We start from the raw sequence: 13,563 nt of genomic DNA, 5'->3' as shown, positions 1-13,563 counted from the left end.
GTTTGAAGAAGTATGACGACTGAAAGCGATATCACCCCCAGTGCCGCAGACCGGCATCATCCGCTTCTGAAACTGGCGCTGGAACTTGGACCGCTTCTGGTCTTCTTTTTTGCCAATCTGCGCGGCGAGTGGCTGGTTGCACGCTTTCCGACTTTGGCAGAGCTCGGTGGCCCGCTTTTCGTGGCGACCGGTCTTTTCATGGCGGCGACCATCATCTCACTCCTGGTGTCCAAGATCGTGCTCGGCCACCTGCCAATCATGCCCTTCGTTTCCGGCATCGTCGTGCTGATCTTCGGCTCGCTGTCGATTTGGCTGCAGAACGAAACCTTCATCAAGATGAAGCCGACGATCGTCAATGCGCTGTTCGGCTTTGCCCTGCTTGGTGGCCTTGCCTTTGGCAAATCGCTGCTTGGTTATGTCTTCAACGCAGCCTTCCAACTCGATGCCGAAGGCTGGCGCAAGCTGACAATCCGCTGGGGCATCTTCTTTCTTTTCCTCGCAGTGCTGAATGAAGTCGTCTGGCGCAATTTCTCGGATAATTTCTGGGTGGCCTTCAAGGTTTGGGGCACGATGCCGATCACCATCATCTTCACGATGGCGCAGATGCCGCTGGTGCTGAAGCACAGCATTCCAACCGAGGCGGAAAGCGAGAAGTGACCGTTATCGACGCAGCCGACCGGTCACGGAATCAGATATTCTGGTTTTCCGTCTGCCTCGCAGTCCTGGTCTTCCAGATCGTTGCCGAATATATGATGGGCCGGGTGCCGATCTGCACCTGCGGCTACGTCAAACTTTGGGAAGGCACAGTCAATTCCAGCGGCAATTCCCAGCATCTGTCCGACTGGTACACACCGTCACATATTATCCATGGCTTCCTGTTTTACGGGCTTGGGCATCTCCTGCTTCGCGGCAAGCCGCTCGCGGCGCGGTTGCTTCTGGCTATGCTGATCGAATCGGGCTGGGAGCTTCTGGAAAATTCACCTCTGATCATCGATCGCTATCGCACGGCGACGATCTCGCTCGATTATTACGGCGACAGCATTATCAATTCAGCCATGGATACGATCTTCATGGCTGTCGGCTTCTTCTTTGCCTCAAGAGCGCCGGTAGTGCTGACCATCGCTATTGCCATCTTCTTCGAGATTTTCACCGGCTACGTGATCCGGGACAATCTGACACTCAATGTGCTGATGTTGATCTGGCCGGTCGAGGCGATCAAGGTCTGGCAGGGCGGGGCTTAGGAAGCCGGCTTACCGAGCGCCTTTTCCATTGCCGGGAAAAGGCCTTCCTTCAGGCTGATATCGTCGAAGGGTCCGACGCGCTTGTAGATGATCGTACCGTCGGGCGCGACGAGATAGCTCTCCGGAATGCCGTAGACACCCCAGTCGATCGCCGCCTTGCCGTTCGGGTCGACGCCGATGGCGTGGTAGGGATTGCCGAGTTCGCCGAGGAAACGCAGGGCGTTCTCGTTCTTGTCCTTATAATTGATTGCGACGATGTTCAGCCGTCCATCCTCGGCTAATTGCTTGAGGAGAGGATGCTCGTCGCGGCATGGAATGCACCAGGAAGCGAAGACGTTGACGAGGGTGAGCTTGCCCTTGATCGCTTCATCCGTCAGCGCCGGCAGCTTAGAGCCCTCGAGCGGTGGCAGGTTCAGCGACGGTGCTTTCGTTCCGATCAAGGCGGAGGGGATTTCCGCGATATTCTTGCCGTGGAAATCCTGGTCGTAGAGCATTTTCGCTGCAGTCGCGGCAATGCCACCAAAAACGACAAGCGGAATCAGCGCAAGCGCATAGCGCCTGATGCCGCGGCTCTTTTGTTTATTCTCTTGGGCAGTCTCGGTCATTCGCCGTCCTTCGGTCGTGCGGAACGGCGGCGGATGCCGGCGGCTTCGAGCGCGGCCAATTCCTTCTGGCGGGCGCGCCCATCAGACCAGGTCCAGAGTGTCACCGCAATCGTCACGAGGGCGGCAAAGCCGTAGGAGCCGTAGACGTAGAAAGCGTAGGAGCCCATCTCTATTCCTCTTGGCCTGCCATACGGGCAGCCATGCGGCGCTGGGAGGCGATGCGACGGCGCCAGATCTCATTTCTCATCGCCATCAGATGCAGCGTGAAGAACAGCAGGGTGAAAGCGATCGCCATGATAAGCAGCGGACGCAGGAATTCCGGATCGATCGCGGGGCCGTCGAGACGCAGGACGCTTGCCGATTGATGCAACGTGTTCCACCAGTCGACGGAGAACTTAATGATCGGAATATTGACGAAGCCGACGAGGGTGAGGACCGCGGTAACGCGTGCAGCCTTTGAGGGCTCATCCATGGCGCGGTTCAAAGCGATCAGGCCGAGATACATCAGGAAGAGAATGAAGACCGAGGTCAACCGCGCATCCCACACCCACCATGTGCCCCACATGGGCTTACCCCAGAGAGAGCCGGTGACAAGCGCAAGCAAGGTGAAGGCAGCACCGAGCGGCGCCGCAGCTTTCGCCGATACGTCCGCCAGCGGATGGCGCCATACGAGCGTGCCGATCGCCGAAATGCTCATGATCGTGTAGCACATCATCGAAAGCCAGGCGGCAGGCACATGCACATACATGATGCGCACCGTTTCGCCCTGCTGGTAGTCGCCCTCGGTCGAGAAGCTCAGATAGAGCCCGACGATAAAACTGAGGGCGGTGATACCCGCCAGCCATGGAATGACGCGCGATGCCAGCGCCAGAAACCGCGTCGGGTTGGCAAGATCACTGAATTTGCTGATTGCAAAGCTCGTTTCGCTCATATCCGCTTCCTTACCTTTATCCGCCGGAAGCCGCAATCGAAGCGACGATCAATCCGCCGTGTTTCTGAGCGCAAGGGCGGCAGCTGCCGGACCGATGACCGCGAAGAAAAGCGTCAGGGCAATGAGGATCAGAAATGGTGGCAGGAAAGGTGATGGCCCAACGACCGCTGCATAGGTAGCGCTGACGCCGAAGATCAGCACGGGAATCGCCAGCGGCAGGATCAGCACCGACACAAGCAGGCCACCGCGCGGCAAGGCGACGGCGACGGCCGCGCCAACTGCGCCGATGAAGGTAATGGCGGGCGAGCCAACGAGGAGGGTGAGCATGGTCGCGCCGATCGCCGTCTCGTTCATGTTCATGAAGAGACCGAGCAATGGTGAGGCGATGACGAGCGGCAGGCTGGTTGCCGTCCAGTGCGCGGCGCATTTGATGAGCACGGTCAGTACTAGCGGCGTCTCCTGCATGAGCATCAGATCAAGGGAGCCGTCATCACGCTCCGCCTGAAACAGACGATCGAGCCCGAGAAGGGCCGCAAGCAACGCGCCAATCCAGACGATGGCTGGGCCGATGCGTGAAAGCAATGCAAGATCGGGACCGACGCCGAAGGGAATGACGGCGACGATCGTCAGGAAGAAGAGAATGCCGATCAATGCTCCACCGCCGGCACGAACGGAAAGTCTGAGGTCGCGAAGGAAAAGGGCGATCATCCCCATACTCCCTGGTCGACGCCCGCAAACCCAGTCATGCGCAACTCTCGCGCATTTTCGAGCCCAAGCGGCTGATGCGTCGCGGCAATCACGATGCCACCTTCCCGGCGGTGCGTCTCGATCAGCCCTGCAAACAATTTGTCTGCGCTGGCATCGAGTGCTGCGGTCGGCTCGTCGAGGATCCAGATTGGGCGATGTGCGACCAAGAGCTTGGCAAAGGCAAATCGGCGCTGCTGGCCGGCGGAGAGATAGCCGAAGGGAAGATGCGTGATGCCAGGTAGGCCCACCGCTTCTGCGGCTTCTTCGATGCTCAGGCCTGCGGTTTTGCCGGGTCCAAGGAAGGATCGCCAGAAGTCCAGATTTTCCGCAACCGTAAGTTCATTTTTCATCGCGTTGCGATGACCAAGGTAGTGGCTCGCTTCGGCTGCCGGGCCGGCTTCGCCACCGGGCGAATCAATGACTGTGACAGAGCCTTTTTCAGGCCTCAGCAGGCCCGCCACCACGCGCAATAAAGTGGATTTTCCTGATCCGTTTTTACCCGTCAGAATAAGTGCTTCGCCGGCCTGCAAGTGAAAGGAAACGTTAACGAAAATCAGATCTTCCCCGCGTCGGGCAGCCAGATTTTCAGCGGTAAGATGCATGCATCGGTTCTTTCTTCGTTGCGCTGCCAGCAGGCTCAAAAAATGTCCAATTTTGACCTTTGTCGCTATGGCAACTCTTTACGAAATTATCTATAAGACCTGCAACCACGCCAGCGGTCGGCGTGAATTTCATCCTTGCGCCGAACTTGGGGTTTTTTCCTCACGTGCGGACAGCGGAAATGGCCGTACCCGCATCCTGATGTGCATTAAGTGCATAGGCGTTCGCACGACTGTGTTGGCTATCAGAAACGGGGTCTCTCGTGTCTAAATCTCTTGACAGTTTCAATTGTCGGTCCACGCTTTCCGTTGGTGGAAAGGACTATGTCTACTACAGCCTGCCCAAGGCTGAGGCAAATGGCCTGCCCGGCGTATCGAAGCTCCCCTATTCGATGAAGGTGCTGCTGGAAAATCTGCTGCGCTTCGAAGATGGTCAGTCGGTCACCAAGGAACATATCCTTGCTGTTGCCGCATGGCTGAACAACAAGGGCGCCGTCGAGAACGAGATCGCCTATCGCCCGGCCCGTGTGCTGATGCAGGACTTCACAGGCGTTCCCGCTGTCGTCGATCTCGCTGCAATGCGCGATGCGATGGTTTCTCTCGGCGGCGATCCGGAAAAGATCAACCCGCTCGTTCCCGTCGATCTCGTCATCGACCACTCCGTCATCGTCGATGAATTCGGCACGCCGCAGGCTTTCGCCAAGAACGTCGAGCTGGAATATCAGCGCAACGGCGAGCGTTACCGCTTCCTGAAGTGGGGCCAGCAGGCATTCAAGAATTTCCGCGTCGTTCCTCCGGGCACCGGCATCTGTCACCAAGTCAACCTCGAATATCTCGGCCAGACCGTCTGGACGAAAGAAGAGGACGGCGAAACGATTGCCTATCCGGACACCTGCGTCGGCACCGACTCGCATACGACCATGATCAACGGTCTCGGCGTCCTCGGCTGGGGTGTCGGCGGCATTGAAGCTGAAGCCGCCATGCTCGGCCAGCCGGTCTCGATGCTCCTGCCTGAAGTCATCGGCTTCAAGCTGACCGGCAAGCTGAAGGAAGGTGTGACCGCGACCGACCTCGTTCTGACCGTGGTGCAGATGCTGCGCAAGAAGGGCGTCGTTTCCAAGTTCGTCGAATTCTTCGGTCCGGGCATGGACAACATGCCGCTCGCGGATCGCGCGACGATCGGCAACATGGGGCCAGAATATGGAGCGACTTGCGGCTTCTTCCCGGTCGATGGCGAAACCATCAACTACCTCACCATGTCCGGCCGCACGCATGACCGTATCGCGCTCGTCGAAGCCTATTCGAAGGCCCAGGGCATGTGGCGCGAAGGCGACGGTTCCGACCTCGTCTTTACCGACACGCTCGAACTCGACCTCGGTGACGTCGTCCCGTCGATGGCCGGCCCGAAGCGTCCGGAAGGCCGCATCGCTCTCGAAAACATCGCTGCTGGCTTTGCTGCTTCGATGGATGCCGACTACAAGAAGCCCGGCCAGCTTTCCAATCGCTACGCAGTCGAAGGTACGGATTTCGACCTCGGCCATGGTGACGTGGCTATTGCCGCCATCACATCCTGCACCAACACCTCCAACCCGTCGGTTCTGATCGCTGCCGGCCTTCTCGCTCGCAACGCCGTTGCCAAGGGTCTGAAGACCAAGCCGTGGGTCAAGACCTCGCTTGCTCCGGGATCGCAAGTCGTCGGCGAATATCTTGCCAAGTCCGGCCTACAGGCCGATCTCGATAAGCTCGGCTTCAACCTCGTCGGCTTCGGCTGCACGACCTGCATCGGTAATTCCGGTCCGCTGCCGGCGCCGATCTCCAAGACGATCAACGACAAGGGCCTCATCGTTTCCGGCGTGCTCTCGGGCAACCGTAACTTCGAAGGCCGTATTTCTCCTGACGTCCAGGCGAACTATCTCGCTTCGCCGCCCCTCGTCGTCGCCTACGCGCTTGCCGGTACGGTCCAGAAGGACCTGACGAAGGAGCCGATCGGTGAAGACCAGAACGGCAACCCTGTTTACCTCAAGGATATTTGGCCGACCTCGCACGAAGTGCAGGACTTCATCCAGAAGTACGTCACCCGCGAGCTCTACGAAACCAAGTATGCCGACGTCTTCAAGGGCGACGAGAACTGGCAGGCGGTCAACGTTCCTGCCGGCCAGACCTATGCTTGGGACGATCAGTCGACCTACGTCCAGAACCCGCCGTACTTCGTCGGCATGGGCAAGAAGGGCACCGGCACCTCCGACATCAAGGGCGCACGCATTCTGGGTCTCTTCGGGGACAAGATCACCACCGACCACATTTCTCCGGCCGGTTCGATCAAGGCTGCTTCGCCTGCTGGAGCTTACCTGCTCGGCCATGACGTCGCCGTGGCCGACTTCAACCAGTACGGCACGCGTCGCGGCAATCATGAAGTCATGATGCGCGGCACCTTCGCCAACATCCGCATCCGCAACTTCATGCTCGGTGCAAACGGCAAGGAAGGCGGCTACACTATCCACTATCCGTCCAAGGAAGAGACTTCGATCTACGATGCGGCCATGCAGTACAAGGCCGAGGGCGTTCCGCTCGTCATCTTCGCCGGCGTGGAATATGGCAACGGTTCTTCGCGTGACTGGGCTGCGAAGGGCACCAATCTGCTCGGCGTCAAGGCCGTCATCGCCCAGAGCTTCGAGCGTATCCATCGTTCGAACCTGGTCGGCATGGGCGTCATCCCCTTCGTCTTCGAAGAGGGCACGACCTGGCAGAGCCTCAACCTGAAGGGTGACGAACTCGTTACCATCGAAGGGCTCGAAAACATCAAGCCGCGCGAAAAGAAGATCGCCAAGATCACCTACGCCGACGGCACGGTGAAGGAAGTTCCGCTGCTGTCGCGCGTCGACACGCTTGATGAGGTCGTCTACCTCAACAATGGCGGTATTCTGCAGACGGTTCTGCGCGATCTCGCAGCCTGATTGTTAAGACACTCAGTCGATAATGACCGCCGGAAAGCCATTTTCCGGCGGTTTTTCTTTGCGGAAAACGCGGCTGCTTTCAAGCTCACGGCGATGTGTTTCGGCCGTCCTCAGCCAGGGGCACCGTCTCACCCGTTCGTGACTTTGCGTTTGGATCTGGAAGGATTATTCGTACGTTCATATCTCGGAGCCGGCGGTCAGGACTATTACCGGCGCTGAAAAAGAGGTGCTGGTGAATGTCCCCGCGTTTTTTGATCCCGCTGGTAGCCGGGCTTGCCTTTGCAGGTCCGCTCTTGGCCGAAGACGGCGCGCCGAAAGGCGTCGTTGAGCTGTTTACGTCGCAGGGCTGCGCCTCCTGTCCGCCGGCCGATGCCGCATTCCGCAAGCTCGTCAGCCAAGGCGATGTCATCGCACTCGCCTATCACGTCGATTACTGGAACTATCTCGGCTGGGCCGATACGCTGAGTTCGAAGGAAAATACCGAGCGTCAGTACGGTTATGCCCGCATGATGGGCCGCAGTAACGTCTATACACCACAGGTGATCGTCAACGGCCGTGACCATATTGCAGGCGCCGATCTCGCCGGCATCAACGGCAAGCTGGACAGCTACGCGGGTGAAGGCAAAGGTCTAATCGTGCCCGTCAGCGCGCGCATGCGCGGCGACGAACTGGAGATCAAACTTGGCGCCGGTCAGGGCAAGGCCAATGTCGTGATCGTCTATTTCGACAAGGAAAAAACGATCAACGTCGAGAAGGGCGAAAATAGTGGCCAGAAGATTTCCTACCTCCATAGTGTGACCGATGTGGAGACCGTCGGCATGTGGGACGGCAAGGCCACGACACTCACCCTTCCGGCGAGTGTGATGGAAAAACCGGATTTGGAGGGATCAGCGATTCTCTTGCAGTCTGCGACGCCGAACGGCGATCCGGGAGCAATCCTCGGCGCTGCCGTCGTCATGGCTGGAAAAAATATCTAGTAACTTCATCCGGTTACGGATGAATGTGAGGCGGCCCGGCCAAGCGTATTCGGGGCTGGGGTTAAGGTCGATACGCTCCGCCGGGCCCTTTGGCGCGCTGGCGCCAAACTGGAACCTATAGTTCTCTTGGAAATGAGGCGCTGTTTTGACTGAAATGCGGCACACCGGAGAAAGCCGGTTTCGTCCCCAGTGTGATGCTCTGCGCCCTTGCAATTTGCCGTGGCTTGGGCAAACTGTCATTCTCCTGTCACACGTGGAGGCCTCGGGAGTCTGATGACAGATACGCCGGATTTGCGACACGGCGAAAGCCGCTCCGTCGACAATAGCTCTTCAACCGTCGTTGATCTCAGGGAATACAGACAAAACAAAGAGCCGATGCCGGTGACATTTCATCGGCGGGAACTCGACCAGATTCTGTGGATCTATGGTCGCATGGTGGGCGAAGGCGAGTGGAAAGACTATGCCATCGACCATACCAAGGAGAAGGCGGTCTTCTCCGTCTTCAAGCGCTCAGGCGAAATGCCGCTTTTCCGCATCGAGAAGAATCCGAAGCTTGCCGGAAAGCAGGGCGCCTTTTCGGTGGTGAATATCAACGGCATGATCCTGAAGCGCGGCCATGAACTCGCACCGGTGCTGAAGGTCTTCGACAAGTCGTTGAAACTCGTCGATAAATAGACAAGTTCACCCCTTGAACAGCGAGCCGGGATAAGCCTCGGGATCGGGATGGGTTTCCGTTCCTTCGCCGAGTTCCCGCTGCATCAGCATCGTATCAAGCCAGCGGCCGTGCTTGTAGCCGGCGCCCTTCATCAGGCCAATCTCTTCGAAACCGAGCGAGCGGTGAAGCGCGATTGAAGCCGGGCTCGCGCCGCCGATGACTGCGGTCATCTGTCGGAAGCCGGACACAGTGCAGCGGGAGATCAGTTCTCCGAGCAACAGCTTGCCGATGCCCTTCCCGCGTGCCTCCGTGCCCAGATAGATCGAATCCTCGACCAGCCAGCGATAGGCCGGCCGCGTGCGGAAGGCCGAAGCATAGGCATAGCCGAGCAGGGCTCCGCCCTCGTCCACCGCGGCCATGTAAGGGTAGCCCTGCTCGCGGATGGCGGAGAAACGGCCTGCCATTTCCGTCTGCGTCGGTGGTACGATTTCGTAGCTGGACGTGCCGTTCAGCACGGACTCGCGATAGATATCGGTAATGGCGGGAAGATCGGAAGGAACGGCGTCGCGCAGAATAGGGGGCATTTCGGATCGATCGGCACGGTTGAAAGAGCTCTCGTTGAAGCATTCCAGCAGACCGGCCGCAACAAAAAAGGCGGCCGAAGCCGCCTTTTCCGTTTCAGTGTGAGCCGCTTATTTCCGGTTACCCATGAACTGCAGCAGGAACATGAACAGGTTGATGAAGTCGAGGTAGAGCGTCAGCGCGCCCATGATGGCCTTGCGGCCCGCGACGTCATAACCGTCTGCTTCATAGTACATCTCCTTGATCCGCTGTGTATCGTAGGCGGTGAGGCCTGCGAAGATCAGCACGCCGATCACGGAGACCGCGAACTGCAGGGCCGACGAAGCCAGGAAAATGTTGACCAGCGAAGCGATGATCAGGCCGAAGAGGCCCATGATCAGGAACGAACCCATCGCCGACAGGTCACGCTTGGTCGTGTAGCCGTAAAGCGACAACGCGCCGAAGGATGCGGCCGTCACGAAGAAGGTCTGCGTGATGCTTGACTGTGTGTAGATCAGGAAGATCGACGACAGGGACAGACCGACCAATGCGGCGTAGATCCAGAAGGTCGCCTGTGCCGCGGCCACGCTCATGCGGCTAATGCGGAAGCTCAAGTAGAACACGGCCCCAAGAGGCGCAAGGATCACGACCCAACGCAGGGGAGACTGGTACAGCATCACCCCGAACTGGGTGAGTTCGTTGCCCTGGACGGCGAAGGTGAATGAGAAATAAGCGGCCAAACCAGTGATCGCCAGGCCCAGCGCCATCAGGTTGTAGACCTTGAGCATATAAGCGCGGAGGCCTTGATCAATCACTTCGCCGGTTTGTGCACGGCTTTGGTAGTTACGAAGATCAGCCATAGTTTCCTCTTACAAGCTCCGATGGAAATACGGTGTCGGGTTCACGACCCGGGCGCCGCTGCGGAGCTTCAGCATGCCTGCTGACAATATGAGGCTTTCGACCTTTTCAGACAAGGCCTTTGCAATCGGCCGTTCGGTTAAATCGCCGTAAGGTGAATTGAGCCTCGCACCCATCAGAGTTCGCGCAAAACAGGTGCCGCTTTCTGTCCAAGGATGCGCCAGGTGCCGATCAGCCCTATGCCGACGGTCAAGACGAGCGCCGTGACGAGGGTAAGGCCCGCAACATCGGGCATGAAGCTCGAGGGTAGGTGCATGATGCGGCTGACGATGAACCAGGCGGCCACACCACCGGCAAAGAGCGCGAAGATGGCCGTCGCAACGCCGAGGATCAGATATTCGTAGCTGAAGGCACGGATTAGCATGGTTCTCGTCGCACCAAGCGTTTTCAGCACCACCGCATCATGGGTACGCGCCCGATTGCCGGCAGCGAGTGCGCCTGACAGCACGAGAACCGAAGCGATGAGGGCGACGGAGGCGGCAGCGCGGATTGCGGTCGCCAGCTCTCCGACCAGCTGGTTGACAATATCGATCGCGTCCTTGACGCGCACGCTCGTGATCGTCGGATAGGTATTTGTCACCGATTTCAGGATCGCGGCGTCCTCAGCCTCGGTCGCGGCGGGATCGGTCAGTGTCGCCAGCCATGCATGCGGTGCGCCGCGGAAGGTGTTCGGCGAGAAAACCATGACGAAGTTGATCGACAGCGATTCCCACTCGACCCGCCGCAGATTGGCGATCTTGGCGGTGATGTTACGTCCGAGCACGTTGACGGTGACGGTATCGCCGATCTTCAGACCGAGTTCTCGCGCCTCTTCGGCTGAGAAGGAAACGAGCGGTTCACCACTGTAATCCTTGGGCCACCATTGCCCCTCGACGAGCGCAGAACTCTCCGGCAGGCTCTCCTCATAGGTGATGCCGCGGTCGCCGTTCAGGACCCAGCGGCCGGCGGCCGGAACATCCATCTTCGTCACGTCCTGCCCATTGAAGGCGATGATGCGGCCGCGCAGCATCGGCACTTCCACCAGCTTGCCGTTCGGCGATTGGGTGTGGATCAGGTCGCGGAAGGCGTCGACCTCGGTGCTCTGGATATCGACGAAGAAGAAGTTCGGTGCGCCTTCACTCATACGGCCGGTCAGTTGCTGGCGCAGGTTGCCATCGATCAGCGTCAGCGTCACCAGCAGCGCAAGGCCAAGACCGAGCGACAGGACGACAGAGGGCGTCAGCGCGCCGGGGCGATGGATATTGCCGATCGCCAACCGGAGTGCCGGCGAGTTGACACGCGGGCTCCTGCGCGCCAGCCAGGCGATCAAAGCGGCGACGAGACGCAGGATGACGAAGGCGAATATGATCGCACCGACGAAGACAACGGCAATGAAGCGGTCATAGGCGGTCAGAATGGCAAGGCCGGCGAGTGCTGCCATGAAGAGCGCCGCCAACAGAACGTAGGGCCAGGAGGGCAGCTGGCGGGCTTCAAAACCCTGCTCGCGGAAGAGAGCGGTCGCGGGCACCTCGCGCGCATGGCCAAGCGGCAAAATCGCAAAGGCAAGCGTCGTCAGCATGCCGAAGACGGCAGCAAGCAGCAGCGCGCCCGGATAGAGGGTCGGATCGGTAGAGACCGGCAGGAATTGGGCGAGAAATTGCGCCGCCAGCATGGGCGATAGGGCGCCAACCACGAGGCCGACCAGGATGCCGCCTGTTGCGATGATGGCGATCTGAAACAGATAGATCCAGACCACGACGGCCGCCGGCGCACCCAGGCATTTGAAGGTCGCGATCGTCGTGCGCTTGGCATCGAGGAAGGCGCGCACGGCATTGGCGACGCCAACACCGCCCACGATCAGCGCAGTCAGCCCAACCAGCGTCAGGAACTGCGTGAAGCGGGTAATGTTTTCCGTCAGCGAAGGTGCTGCGCGATCGCTGGTGCGGATCGACCAGCCGGCCGAGGGGAATTCCTTGGTCGCACGCGCCTGGATGCCCCCCATGGTACTACGGTCCTCCAGCTTGACCTTGTAGGCATGTTCCACGAGGCTGCCGGTCTGAATCAGTCCAGATGCCTGAAGTGCGCGCTGGCTGACGAGCATGCGCGGGGCAAAACCAAAGCCTTCGGAGAGCGCGTCCGGTTCCGTCTTGACCGTGCCGGTGATGCTGAGCTTGACGTTGCCGAGCAGAAGCTCGTCGCCGATCTGCAGGCCCAGCCGTTCCAGAAGCAGCGGTGCGATGACGGCGCCGAAAGTGCCGCCTTCGCCGGCAAGCGTGGACGCGAGCGGATAGTTCGGTTCGGCTTCAAACGTGCCGTAGAGCGGATAGGCATCGTCGACGGCCTTAACCTCGACCAGCGCCTGGTCCGAACCATCGGGCTTGCGGGCCATCGAGCGCAGGCCAGTGGAAACCGAGACCTCGCCGAGGCCGCGGAGGAAATTCATCTCCTCCGGCGTTGCTTCGCGGTTGTTGAGCTCGAAGCGGACATCACCGGCCAGAAGCTCCTGTCCCTGCGAAGCGATCGTATCGGTAATCGACTGCGATACCGAATTGACGGCCGCGATTGCCGCGGTTCCGAGCGCGATACATGCGAGGAAGATGTAGAAGCCTCTGAGGCCGCCGCGCAGCTCGCGCAGGGCCAGACGGAAGGCGAGCGAGATGCGCGGGGTGACGATCATGCAATCGCCGCCTCGGATTGGCGGACGGCGCTATCGCCTTCGATGCGGCCGGAGCGGACACGGATCTGGCGTGAGCAGCGATTGGCAAGGCCGATATCGTGGGTCACGAGAAGCAGGGTCATGCCGCGTTCTGCTTGCTTGGAAAACAGGAGGTCGGCGATCTGCCGGCCGGTATCGGTATCGAGATTACCGGTCGGCTCATCGGCAATCAGCAGGGCAGGCGAAGGGGCGAGCGCACGGGCGATTGCCACGCGCTGCTGTTCGCCGCCGGAGAGCTGGCCGGGATAGTGCTTCAGACGCTCGCCAAGGCCGACGGATATCAATTCGCGCTGGGCGATCTCAAAGGGATTAGGAATATTGGCGAGCTCGAGGGGGACTGCGACATTTTCCAGCGCCGTCATATTGGCGATCAGGTGGAAGGACTGGAAAACGATGCCAATGTTGCGGCCGCGAAAATCGGCAACCTGATCCTCGCTCAGCGCATGCAGGGGCGTGCCGTTGATATTGATCTCGCCGCTGTCGAGCTTTTCGAGGCCCGCAAGCACCATCAGCAGCGTCGATTTGCCGGAGCCCGAGGGACCGACGATACCGACGGATTCACCGGCGCTGATCTCCAGATCGATGCCTTTCAGCACGTGGACCGAGGCGGCGGCATTGCCAAGCGTCAAATCGGCGTGTTTCAGATCGATGATGGTTTTGGCCAACAGAAATCGCCCTAT

General features: G+C 59.4%; 14 protein-coding genes. 5 read left to right on the top strand and 9 right to left on the bottom strand.

Annotation, left to right across the window (positions count from 1 at the left end; translation table 11 throughout):
- Positions 1-12 precede the first annotated feature (12 nt).
- Complete coding sequence (locus EV281_RS20820) at positions 13-657, top strand: septation protein A (RefSeq protein WP_132655808.1); 645 nt, start codon at positions 13-15, stop codon at positions 655-657.
- Complete coding sequence (locus EV281_RS20815; RefSeq protein ID WP_132655806.1) at positions 654-1,241, top strand: DUF2585 domain-containing protein; 588 nt, start codon at positions 654-656, stop codon at positions 1,239-1,241. Before EV281_RS20820 ends, EV281_RS20815 begins: the two co-directional genes overlap by 4 nt.
- Here EV281_RS20815 and EV281_RS20810 read toward each other — a convergent pair.
- Genes EV281_RS20810 through ccmA form a run of 5 tightly spaced genes read right to left on the bottom strand, consistent with a single transcriptional unit; the run spans position 1,238 to position 4,126 of the window.
- Positions 1,238-1,846 (bottom strand): DsbE family thiol:disulfide interchange protein, encoded by a 609-nt coding sequence (locus tag EV281_RS20810; RefSeq protein WP_132655804.1) that lies wholly within the window; start codon positions 1,844-1,846, stop codon positions 1,238-1,240. The genes EV281_RS20815 and EV281_RS20810 overlap by 4 nt on opposite strands.
- A complete protein-coding gene (gene ccmD, locus EV281_RS20805; protein ID WP_113299612.1) occupies positions 1,843-2,013 on the bottom strand; it encodes a heme exporter protein CcmD in 171 nt (56 codons plus the stop codon). The genes EV281_RS20810 and ccmD overlap by 4 nt, the downstream gene beginning before the upstream one ends.
- Before the next feature lie 2 nt (positions 2,014-2,015).
- Positions 2,016-2,777, bottom strand: coding sequence for a heme ABC transporter permease (locus tag EV281_RS20800; protein ID WP_132655802.1), 762 nt, complete (start codon positions 2,775-2,777; stop codon positions 2,016-2,018).
- A 48-nt stretch (positions 2,778-2,825) separates the two neighbouring features.
- Positions 2,826-3,485 (bottom strand): heme exporter protein CcmB, encoded by a 660-nt coding sequence (gene ccmB / locus EV281_RS20795; RefSeq protein ID WP_132655800.1) that lies wholly within the window; start codon positions 3,483-3,485, stop codon positions 2,826-2,828.
- A complete protein-coding gene (ccmA, locus tag EV281_RS20790; protein ID WP_132655798.1) occupies positions 3,482-4,126 on the bottom strand; it encodes a heme ABC exporter ATP-binding protein CcmA in 645 nt (214 codons plus the stop codon). The genes ccmB and ccmA overlap by 4 nt, the downstream gene beginning before the upstream one ends.
- A 260-nt stretch (positions 4,127-4,386) precedes the next feature.
- Here ccmA and acnA point away from each other — a divergent pair, with 260 nt between their 5' ends.
- The 3 genes from acnA to EV281_RS20775 all read left to right on the top strand — a co-directional run bounded on the left by acnA (position 4,387) and on the right by EV281_RS20775 (position 8,729).
- A complete protein-coding gene (gene acnA / locus EV281_RS20785) occupies positions 4,387-7,077 on the top strand; it encodes an aconitate hydratase AcnA (protein ID WP_132655796.1) in 2,691 nt (896 codons plus the stop codon).
- A 236-nt stretch (positions 7,078-7,313) separates the two neighbouring features.
- Positions 7,314-8,054, top strand: a complete 741-nt coding sequence (locus EV281_RS20780) for a thioredoxin family protein (protein WP_132655794.1) — start codon at positions 7,314-7,316, stop codon at positions 8,052-8,054.
- A gap of 273 nt (positions 8,055-8,327) precedes the next feature.
- Entirely contained in the window at positions 8,328-8,729 is a 402-nt protein-coding gene (locus EV281_RS20775) for a DUF2794 domain-containing protein (protein WP_132655792.1), read from the top strand.
- 6 nt (positions 8,730-8,735) lie between these two features.
- Here the strand turns inward: EV281_RS20775 and EV281_RS20770 are convergent, their stop codons facing one another.
- From EV281_RS20770 to EV281_RS20755, 4 genes are all read right to left on the bottom strand, one after another.
- Complete coding sequence (locus tag EV281_RS20770) at positions 8,736-9,293, bottom strand: GNAT family N-acetyltransferase (protein ID WP_132655790.1); 558 nt, start codon at positions 9,291-9,293, stop codon at positions 8,736-8,738.
- A gap of 108 nt (positions 9,294-9,401) precedes the next feature.
- Positions 9,402-10,130, bottom strand: a complete 729-nt coding sequence (locus EV281_RS20765) for a Bax inhibitor-1/YccA family protein (RefSeq protein WP_132655788.1) — start codon at positions 10,128-10,130, stop codon at positions 9,402-9,404.
- 173 nt (positions 10,131-10,303) lie between these two features.
- Positions 10,304-12,844, bottom strand: a complete 2,541-nt coding sequence (locus tag EV281_RS20760) for an ABC transporter permease (protein ID WP_132655786.1) — start codon at positions 12,842-12,844, stop codon at positions 10,304-10,306.
- Entirely contained in the window at positions 12,841-13,548 is a 708-nt protein-coding gene (locus EV281_RS20755; protein WP_132655784.1) for an ABC transporter ATP-binding protein, read from the bottom strand. Before EV281_RS20755 ends, EV281_RS20760 begins: the two co-directional genes overlap by 4 nt.
- Positions 13,549-13,563 lie beyond the last annotated feature (15 nt).

This window comes from Rhizobium sp. BK418 (genome assembly GCF_004341105.1).
In the GTDB taxonomy this organism is placed as follows: domain Bacteria; phylum Pseudomonadota; class Alphaproteobacteria; order Rhizobiales; family Rhizobiaceae; genus Rhizobium.
This window is presented reverse-complemented; position numbering and strand designations above follow the sequence as displayed.